This is a genomic window from Rhodococcus sp. EPR-147 (assembly GCF_001647185.1).
Classification (GTDB): domain Bacteria; phylum Actinomycetota; class Actinomycetes; order Mycobacteriales; family Mycobacteriaceae; genus Rhodococcoides.
In genome coordinates, this window is record NZ_LVCU01000177.1 from 1 (window position 1) to 7,832 (window position 7,832).

Annotated in this window: 8 protein-coding genes and 1 pseudogene; 5 read left to right on the forward strand and 4 right to left on the reverse strand. The window is 64.2% G+C overall.

The window, feature by feature from the left end; genetic code table 11:
* Positions 1-54: 54 nt before the first annotated feature.
* Positions 55-561 carry a GNAT family N-acetyltransferase gene (locus tag A2J02_RS08995; protein ID WP_068049424.1) on the reverse strand — a complete coding sequence of 169 codons (507 nt, stop codon included), beginning with the start codon at positions 559-561 and terminating at the stop codon, positions 55-57.
* 32 nt (positions 562-593) lie between these two features.
* Here A2J02_RS08995 and A2J02_RS09000 point away from each other — a divergent pair, with 32 nt between their 5' ends.
* Positions 594-1,544, forward strand: coding sequence for a D-2-hydroxyacid dehydrogenase (locus A2J02_RS09000; protein WP_143545904.1), 951 nt, complete (start codon positions 594-596; stop codon positions 1,542-1,544).
* A 53-nt stretch (positions 1,545-1,597) separates the two neighbouring features.
* A complete protein-coding gene (locus A2J02_RS09005; protein WP_082898666.1) occupies positions 1,598-2,041 on the forward strand; it encodes an SRPBCC family protein in 444 nt (147 codons plus the stop codon).
* Here A2J02_RS09005 and A2J02_RS09010 read toward each other — a convergent pair.
* Complete coding sequence (locus tag A2J02_RS09010) at positions 2,038-3,288, reverse strand: Nramp family divalent metal transporter (RefSeq protein ID WP_068049426.1); 1,251 nt, start codon at positions 3,286-3,288, stop codon at positions 2,038-2,040. The two genes, A2J02_RS09005 and A2J02_RS09010, sit on opposite strands and share 4 nt — an antisense overlap.
* Positions 3,289-3,385: 97 nt before the next feature.
* On the opposite strand from A2J02_RS09010, the gene A2J02_RS09015 reads away from it, so the two are divergent.
* Positions 3,386-4,147 carry a class I SAM-dependent methyltransferase gene (locus tag A2J02_RS09015; RefSeq protein WP_068049428.1) on the forward strand — a complete coding sequence of 254 codons (762 nt, stop codon included), beginning with the start codon at positions 3,386-3,388 and terminating at the stop codon, positions 4,145-4,147.
* On the opposite strand, the gene lppU is transcribed toward A2J02_RS09015, so the two are convergent.
* Complete coding sequence (gene lppU / locus A2J02_RS09020) at positions 4,144-4,770, reverse strand: LppU family putative lipoprotein (RefSeq protein ID WP_156516158.1); 627 nt, start codon at positions 4,768-4,770, stop codon at positions 4,144-4,146. The two genes, A2J02_RS09015 and lppU, sit on opposite strands and share 4 nt — an antisense overlap.
* Positions 4,771-4,866: 96 nt before the next feature.
* On the reverse strand, positions 4,867-6,111 hold the full coding sequence (locus A2J02_RS09025; protein ID WP_094638320.1) for a molybdopterin-dependent oxidoreductase: 1,245 nt from the start codon (positions 6,109-6,111) through the stop codon (positions 4,867-4,869).
* 356 nt (positions 6,112-6,467) lie between these two features.
* Between A2J02_RS09025 and A2J02_RS09030 the strand changes: the two genes are divergently transcribed.
* Together A2J02_RS09030 and A2J02_RS09035 are read left to right on the forward strand one after the other, a co-directional pair.
* Complete coding sequence (locus A2J02_RS09030) at positions 6,468-7,538, forward strand: HNH endonuclease (RefSeq protein ID WP_156516159.1); 1,071 nt, start codon at positions 6,468-6,470, stop codon at positions 7,536-7,538.
* Between the two features lie 60 nt (positions 7,539-7,598).
* Positions 7,599-7,832: pseudogene (locus tag A2J02_RS09035) on the forward strand (lipase family protein); the annotation flags it as partial.

Sequence of the window (7,832 nt, forward strand, 5' to 3'; positions counted from 1 at the left end):
CGGTACAGCTCTCCACGCAACATACGATCTCGGTTCTCGCCCATGGGCGAGACACTACCGATCGGTCGACTTCTCGAACAGGGCAACGCTGAACCATGCACTGCCCTCGGCGAACTCGCGGCGGCCGACGTAGCGGAAACCCTGATCGAGGTAGTAGCTGCGCAACGCGCCGTTGGTCTCGGCGCAGTCCAGACGCAGCAGCGAGCGTCCTTCCCGGCGAGTCTGCTCCGACGCCCACTCGAGCAGCGACGCGCCGAGGCCGGTACCGGCCTCGCTTCTGTCGATCACCAATCCGTGTACGTAGCAGGCCAGTTCGTCGTGCTCGGACCAGATGATCGGGTCGGATCCGATCAAGCGCAGTGCTCCGACTATCGGGCCGCCGGGATCGCTTCGGGCGATGTAGAACTCTCCTGCCTCGATCTGCGCTGCGACAGTGCCGAGGGGCACCTCGCGTGGCGTCCACTGATCGATCCTTCGATCCGAGAGCCAGTCCTCGGCTGCGTGCCTGAGGCCGAGTATCGTTGCCGCGTCGGCGGCAGTTGCGGGTTCCACGGTGAGCACGGTGCCATGGTACGGAGGTGGCGAGTTCTGTGGTGAACGTGCTTGTGGTCGAGAGCGGTTCGGACCGGATGTCCTTCCCCGGGATCGATGGAGTCGAGTTCCGAAGCTGCCTGATGGACGAACTCGCCGACGCGGTGTCGTGGGCCGAGGTGCTGCTGTTTCGGACCTTCGAGACTGCCGATCTGCGGGGCGTGTGGCCCGATGCCGAGAATCTTCGCTGGATCCACGCGTCGAGTGCCGGAGTCGACAGACTGCTGGACCCGGTTCTGCGCGAGAGTCCGTGGACGCTGACCAATTCCGGTGGCATCCTCGACCGGGCCATCGCCGAGTACGTCGCAGCCGGCATTCTGGCGTCGGTCAAGAAGTTGCCCCGGGCGCTTGCTCGGCAGCGCGAGCGGGTGTGGGAACACAGAGTTGCCGGCGGAATTCACGGTCGCGCCGCCCTCGTCGTCGGTCCCGGTTCGATCGGACGCGAGATCGGCCGCGTACTCGGCGCGCTCGGTATGCGCGTCGAGGCCGCGGCAACGTCCGAGCGACCGGGCGATTCGGAGTTCTCGCGGATCCGAAACTTTCGAGAATTGCCCTCGTATGCAGGCGAATACGACGTGATCGTGCTGGCGACACCGCTGACCGATGCCTCGCGCGGACTCGTCGACGCGGCGGTGCTGGGGGCCATGCGTTCCGATGCAGGCCTGGTCAACATCGCCCGCGGTCCCGTCGTCGACGAGCGGGCCCTGTGCGATGTCCTGGGATCCGGAGAGATCGGGTGGGCCGTGTTGGACGTGTTCGAGGTCGAACCGTTGCCGGACACGAGCCCGCTGTGGGACATGGACAACGTCATCCTGACCGCGCATCTGGCGGGCGACTCCGACGATTTCGCGGAGCGTCTGTGGGCGCTGTTCGAGGACAACCTGCAGCGGTACGTCCGCGGTTCGGAATTGGTCAACGTGGTGGATATGCAGGCGGGGTACGTGCGCCGCTGAAACGGACCGCCAAAGTATGCGTAACACGCCGTAGCATGTACTAAGGTGCACGAGTGCGTGAAATCAATCGTTCGGCCGTGGCATCGACCAGTCGTGATGCGGCATTCGCCTACATGGACGACTTCAGAAACGTCCCGCAGTGGATGTTCGGCATCACCCGGTTCGAGCCGAGGAGCGACATCCTGTCCGGTCTCGGAGCCACGTACGACGCGACGATGCAGATCGGTCCGAAGGCTCTCACCTCCGTTGTGCACGTGACCGAATGGGTCCACAACGAGAGGCTCACGCTCGAATCGGTCGAGGGCCTGTCCAACTCGTCCACGTGGTCGTTCTCCGACACGGCAGACGGCGGTACCCGTCTGGATGTGGTGTTCCGCTACAGCCTTCCCGGCGGAATTGCAGGCAAGGTGCTCGGCGCTGTGGTCGAACCCGTTGTGGGTCAGGCGATCAAGCACACGGAGTCGACGCTACGCGCCCGCCTGGAGGCGGCCGACTAGTACACGTACTTGTCGAGTGCGTCCAAGACCTGGTCGACGGCGAGCCACGCGAACAGGAATGCGCAGATACCCAGCGTGAGGTTGGTGAACCAGCCGTTGCGCCATTGCTGTGGCACCCGATCGCTGTTGAGCAGAATCAACAGTGTCACCGCCAGGAACGGCATGAACACCGCCCCGAGGACGCCGTACGCGAGCACGAGCCCGATCGGTTGGTCCAGCCACAGCAGCGCCATCGGCGGGAACGTCAACCATGCGACGTACCAGCGGAAGTACTTACCGCCCACGCGTGTTTCGGGGTGGCCCTGTTCGAGCCCCTTCAGATTGCCGACGAAGTCCGCGAACATCAGGCTCACACCGTTCCACACCCCGATCAGCGACGAGAACGACGCCGACCAGAATCCGATGAGGAACACGTACCCGAACACCGTGCCGTAGCGCTCGGCGAGCACGTCGGAGAGTTGAATCAGGCCCTGATCGCCGGTGGAGATCGCGATCTGCGACGAGTACAGCAGTTCGGCACCGACGATGAGCATGGCGAGGACGAAGATGCCGGAGATGACGTAGGCCATCGAATTGTCGATGCGCATGACGCGCATGAATTTCGGTGTGATCCAGCCCTTCTCGCGCAGCCAGTAGCCGTATGCGGCGAGCGTGATGGTGCCGCCGACGCCACCTGCGAGACCGAGGACGTACACGATGGAGCCGTCGGGAATGGTGGGGACGATGCCTTTGACGATGGCGGGAACGTTCGGAACCGCCACTACCGCAGCGCCGATCACGGTCACGAACATGATGCCCACGAAGACGGTGATGATCTTCTCGAAGAACCCGTAGCTACCGAGCCAGATCAACGCGAACCCGAGGAGCCCGGACGCGATGGCGACAACCTTCAGATCCAGGGCCGGGAACAGCGCGACGATCGGCAACGCGCTCGACGACATCGCCGCAGCACCGTAGACGAATCCCCAGATCACGATGTACGGCGCGAAATAGACCGTCGTCCACTTACCCAGCGAACGCCAGCCCTGAAAGATCGTGTTGCCCGACGCCAACGTGTAGCGGCCGGCACCCTCCACCAGAACGACTTTCATGACGACGCCGACGATGATGACCCAGAGCAATGCGTAGCCGTAGCGCGAGCCGGCCACCAGAGTCGCGACGAGGTCGGCAGCCCCGATGCCGGTTGCGGCCACCACGAGTCCGGGGCCGACCACCTTCCATTTCGGAGGTGCAGTGGTCTCGGTCATCGATTCTCCTCGTGCGCCGGGGGTTGCTCAGTGACCTGTCTCACTCTTTACGAAACGTACGGTTCCTGGCAAGTCAGCGCTCGGTACCGTCGATACGGTGACCGACGGACAGCAGTCATCGCGTGCACTGAGCTTCGGCAAGGTTGCCGAGAATTACGACCGGGCCCGTCCCGGCTACCCCGCCGAGTTGTACGCGGACATCGTGACCGGGGACGGGCTGCGAGTGCTCGAGGCGGGAGCAGGTACCGGTAAAGCCACCGTTGCCTTGGCTGAACTCGGCGCGTCCGTTGTTGCGGTGGAACCGGATCCGGCTATGGCAGAGCTGGTTCGGCGGCGCACCGAGAACCGCGACGTCGAAGTGCAGGTGTCACGGTTCGAGGATTGTGCAGTCCCGGCAGCGGCGTTCGATGTAGTGGTGGCCGCCCAATCCTGGCATTGGGTGAACCACGGGCAAGGAGCTGCGGTGGCGGCCCGCGCGTTGGTCCCCGGCGGTGCCCTTCGGTTGTGGTGGAACATGCCGGGCGACCTCGAGGGCCCGGCATGGGAAGCGGTCAGGGCGGCCTACGACGCAACCGAGCCGGCAGTGGCCCACCTGTTGGTGCGTTCTCTCGGTGCGCAACCGGAGTCGAACGTGCCCTGCGCTGCCGGCTTCGGTCCGTGGACGACCTCGACATACGAATGGGTTCAGCGCTACTCCGCAGACGAATTCTGCGCCATGGCCGCCACGTACTCGAGCCATCTCGCCCTGGACGACGTGCGCCGCGGCGAGGTCCTGGGCGCAGTACACGCGGCCATCGCCCGCCACAGCTACGTGGATTACCGCTACGTCACGCAGATGGTGACGGCGCAGCGCGACTAGGAGATCGTCGTGGTGCAGACGACGAATTGCCTTGAATCGTAGGCGAATCCACCCTCGGGGCATTCGTTGGGATCGGCGGTACCGGTCTTGATCTCGTTGACCTGTTCGACGTCGGTCGCGGTGGGGTCGTTGCAGTCGACTCGTGAGGGCTCATCCATACCGACGGTGGGCACGCTCATGCAGCCGTCGACGACCCAGTCGACGTCGAGGCACAGTGCCCCCTGCTCCACACCGTCGAGTGTCTCGTAGTAGGTCTGATTCACGTCGGTGGGGCACTGCTCGTTCTGCTCGGCCTTGGCGATGACCTTGTAGTTCGATTCCATGCTGCCGCATTCGGCGTTCTCGATGGTGGCGGCCGTCATCGTTCCGCCGAGTTGGACGCATTGACCGATCTCGACATCGATGTCGGTGGAGCCGCCGGCGTCGATGCCTTCCTGGCCGGATACGTCATCGGTGGTGCCGGCCGCGGCGGACGTGGAGGACGAGGTGGTGGTGTCTGCGGCAACGGCATTGCCCGATTCGGACGACGAGCATCCTGCGGCGAACAGCAGCGTGAGCGCTGCACCTGCGGCGAGGAGGCCTCTGGAGAAAGCAAGCATCGTGGCATGACCTTCGGAACTCATCGAGGCGAGAGAACACACCCTCGTCGGCAGCCCCACGGGCCACCGAAGAAAGATTCTTTACCATTCACGGAGGTTTGAAAAGCGCACAGCCGGAAGTCACGAACGGAACACGATGGTGGCAACCCATTTGGTGTTGTGGACGCCCGGCAGCGCAGGCACGATCACGCGCGCAGGAAATCCGTGATCGAGCGAGAGATCCACGCCGTTGACTTGCAACGCGAGCAACGAATCCGGATGGCTCGCTTGATTTCCCTGTAGTACCGCACGCGTGAATGCGCCGTTCTGCTCGAGCGAAGTGACCTCGGCCGATCGCGGTGCGGGTACGCCTGCCAGCGCGGCGAGTTCGGCCAACGGGACACCGGTCCACGTCTGCGTGGTCGACCATCCTTCGACGCACGCGATCGGAAGTTCGGCAGTGCGCTGCGGCATCGACAGTAGCCTGCCCCGAGACAGCACCACCGGGACGGCGTCGTCGGCTGCGCTGCTGATCGTCAGTTGCCAGTCGGGCCCGGTCTGCGCCTCGGTGATCCCCGCAGCTTCGGCGGTTCGGTTGATCTGGAAGTCGTTGGGGCCGTCACCGTACGAGCGTCCGCGAGGCAGCAGAATCGCAGCCTTGCGCAGCACTCCTCCGAGCGTCTGGCCGACGGTCAACATCGCGACGAAACCCATTCCGGCAGCGACCAATCCGATGGCTCCGCGTCGACTCATGGTCGACGGGGGGCTGTCGTCGCTCTGCTGGTCCGGAGCGTCGTTGCGAGCCCGCAACACGTCCATCAGAGACTCGGACCTCAGGGTGCGCCACATCAGCGGAACCTTGAGGCCGAGGTGCACGAGAAATCCGGAGATGAACACCCAGGCACCGAAGTAGTGAGCGGCGTAGAAGTCGAAACCGAACACGTAGTCGTACTGGATGTTGAGAACGCCGGTGACGATCTCGAACAGCAGGCCACCGACCAGTGCCAACAGCGACAGTCGTTCGAGCGCATGTGCCGGCGATCGGACCGGTGGTAGTTCGACCAGCTTGGGCATCACCGACCACAGTTTGGCGATGACGAGCGGCACGATGATCAGCCCGAGCCCGACGTGCAGGCCCTGGGTGAGTTGGTACAGCCAGGCAGGGTTGGTGGGCCAGTCGAAGTACGGCAACCGCAGCCACCCGACGGCTCCGGGTCTGGCCTGGCCGAACTGCGGTCCGTAGGCGCTGTACGAAAGCAGCCCCGTCACCGTGATGATCGGCAGCGCGACGAGCAGTACCGCACCGAACAGCGACGTCAGCCACGTGCTGCGCAGCGGACTGCGAAAGCGCGCGAGAGGATTGCGGACGTCGGCCATGTAGTGCATTCGCTGCCCAGTCGATGCCGGATGCCTCGTGGCCTGCTCGGGTACCGGCGGGTCGTCGCTCACGTGCGCCTACCGCCCTCCGCTCGGAACCAGCATCCGGTGTCAGTATCGGGCCGGACAGCGAGAAAGCAAGCTCTGAACGTCCCCGCGGGGACGCGTCGGACCTCGTCGAGAAGTTCTTGTCGGTACCGCGTCGTACGCTTCGTCGAACATGCATTCGATGAATGGGGGCGTTCATGAGCGACATGTAAGAAGCAGGATCCGAGGCGGGCCGGATCGAGACGAGAGAAATCGAGACCGAGCTCTGCGCTCTGGCCGGTCAGATCGCTGCCGCGTCAGCGCAGTATCTGATTCTGGTGGGTGAGTTCGATGCTCGACGCGGATGGGCGGGATGGGAAGTGCGATCCTGTGCGCCTTGGTTGTCGTGGCGTGCGGGAGTCGACCTGCACACGGCTCGTGAGCAGGTGCGGGTGGCCAAGGCGATGCGGGAGTTGCCGCTGATCACCTCGGCGTACCTGAGCGGCACGGTCTCGTACTCCAAGGTTCGGGCGATGACGAGGGTGGCCACGGTCGACAACGAGGCGTCGCTGCTGCAGAAGGCGCTCGATGCACCCGCCGCCCACATCGAGCGTCTGTGCCGTGGCCTGAAGAAAGCGATGCGTCCGACCAGGGGAAACGGAGTCGATGCCGATCCGTCCGTGGGGCGGTGGCGCTGGGACGAGGACGACGGCTCGCTCGTGCTGACGGCGCGTTTTCGGCCCGAGGATGGCAAGCGGTTTCTGGCTGCATTGACCAGGGCGGAGTACGAGCGCACCCGAACCGAGGGCGAATCCGAGGGTGACCGGGCGGCTCCGGCACCGTCCAACCCGGTGCCGGCGATGATTGCCATGGCCGAGATGGTCTGTGCCGGAATGGATTCACCGGTTGTCTCACCGGCGGCGGAAGTGTTGGTCCACCTCGGCGGCATCGACGAAGCGAGTCACGATCATGCCCATTTCGACGACGGCCCGGGTCTGGACGACGAAACGTTGGCTCAGGTGTTGCGGCAGTTAATCATTCGAGATCGATGCTGCACGGTGCCCGGATGTGGGCGCACTCGATTTCTGCATGCCCATCACGTCACCTACCGCTCACGGGGAGGCAAGACCACGCTCGACAACCTGGTCCTGCTGTGCGGCGAACACCATCGAGCGCTGCACGACGGGTACTTCTTCATCGAAGCCCTCGACGATCAACGCTTCTCGTTTCACCATCCTTCGGGAATCGAGATGATTCACGCACCGACGATGTCCGGCGACGCGGACGAACTCCGGCGGCGACACAAAGGCATCGCGCCCGACGCCATAATCCCGAACTGGGGTGGGGAGGGCCTCGACCTCAGCTACGCGACCGATGTCCTGATCACCAATTGGCAGCAGGCTGCATGAAATGGGGTCGTTGAGGGCAAGTTAGTGTGACGGCGAGACTCGGACAAGAAGCGGTGGGACATGAGCGTCGACAGATCGATAGAAGACGAACAGCCCTGGCCGGTGGAACGAGCACCGAGCCGGAGCGACGCGACCAGGCCGGAGGACGACCCCTTCTACGCCGCGCCCGATGGGTACGAAGCGGCTCCACCGGGGACGATTCTCAAGGTGCGGCCGGTTGAGGTCGCGATGTTCGGTCGTGTGCGCCAGCGAGTCGATGCGTGGCAGCTGCTCTATCGCACCGCTGATCTCGGT

Coding starts and splice junctions, on each gene's coding strand:
- A2J02_RS09025 (WP_094638320.1), bottom strand. CDS start 6,111: ATGCACTACATGGCCGACGTCCGCAATCCTCTCGCGCGCTTTCGCAGT.
- A2J02_RS09010 (WP_068049426.1), bottom strand. CDS start 3,288: ATGACCGAGACCACTGCACCTCCGAAATGGAAGGTGGTCGGCCCCGGA.
- lppU (WP_156516158.1), bottom strand. CDS start 4,770: ATGAGTTCCGAAGGTCATGCCACGATGCTTGCTTTCTCCAGAGGCCTC.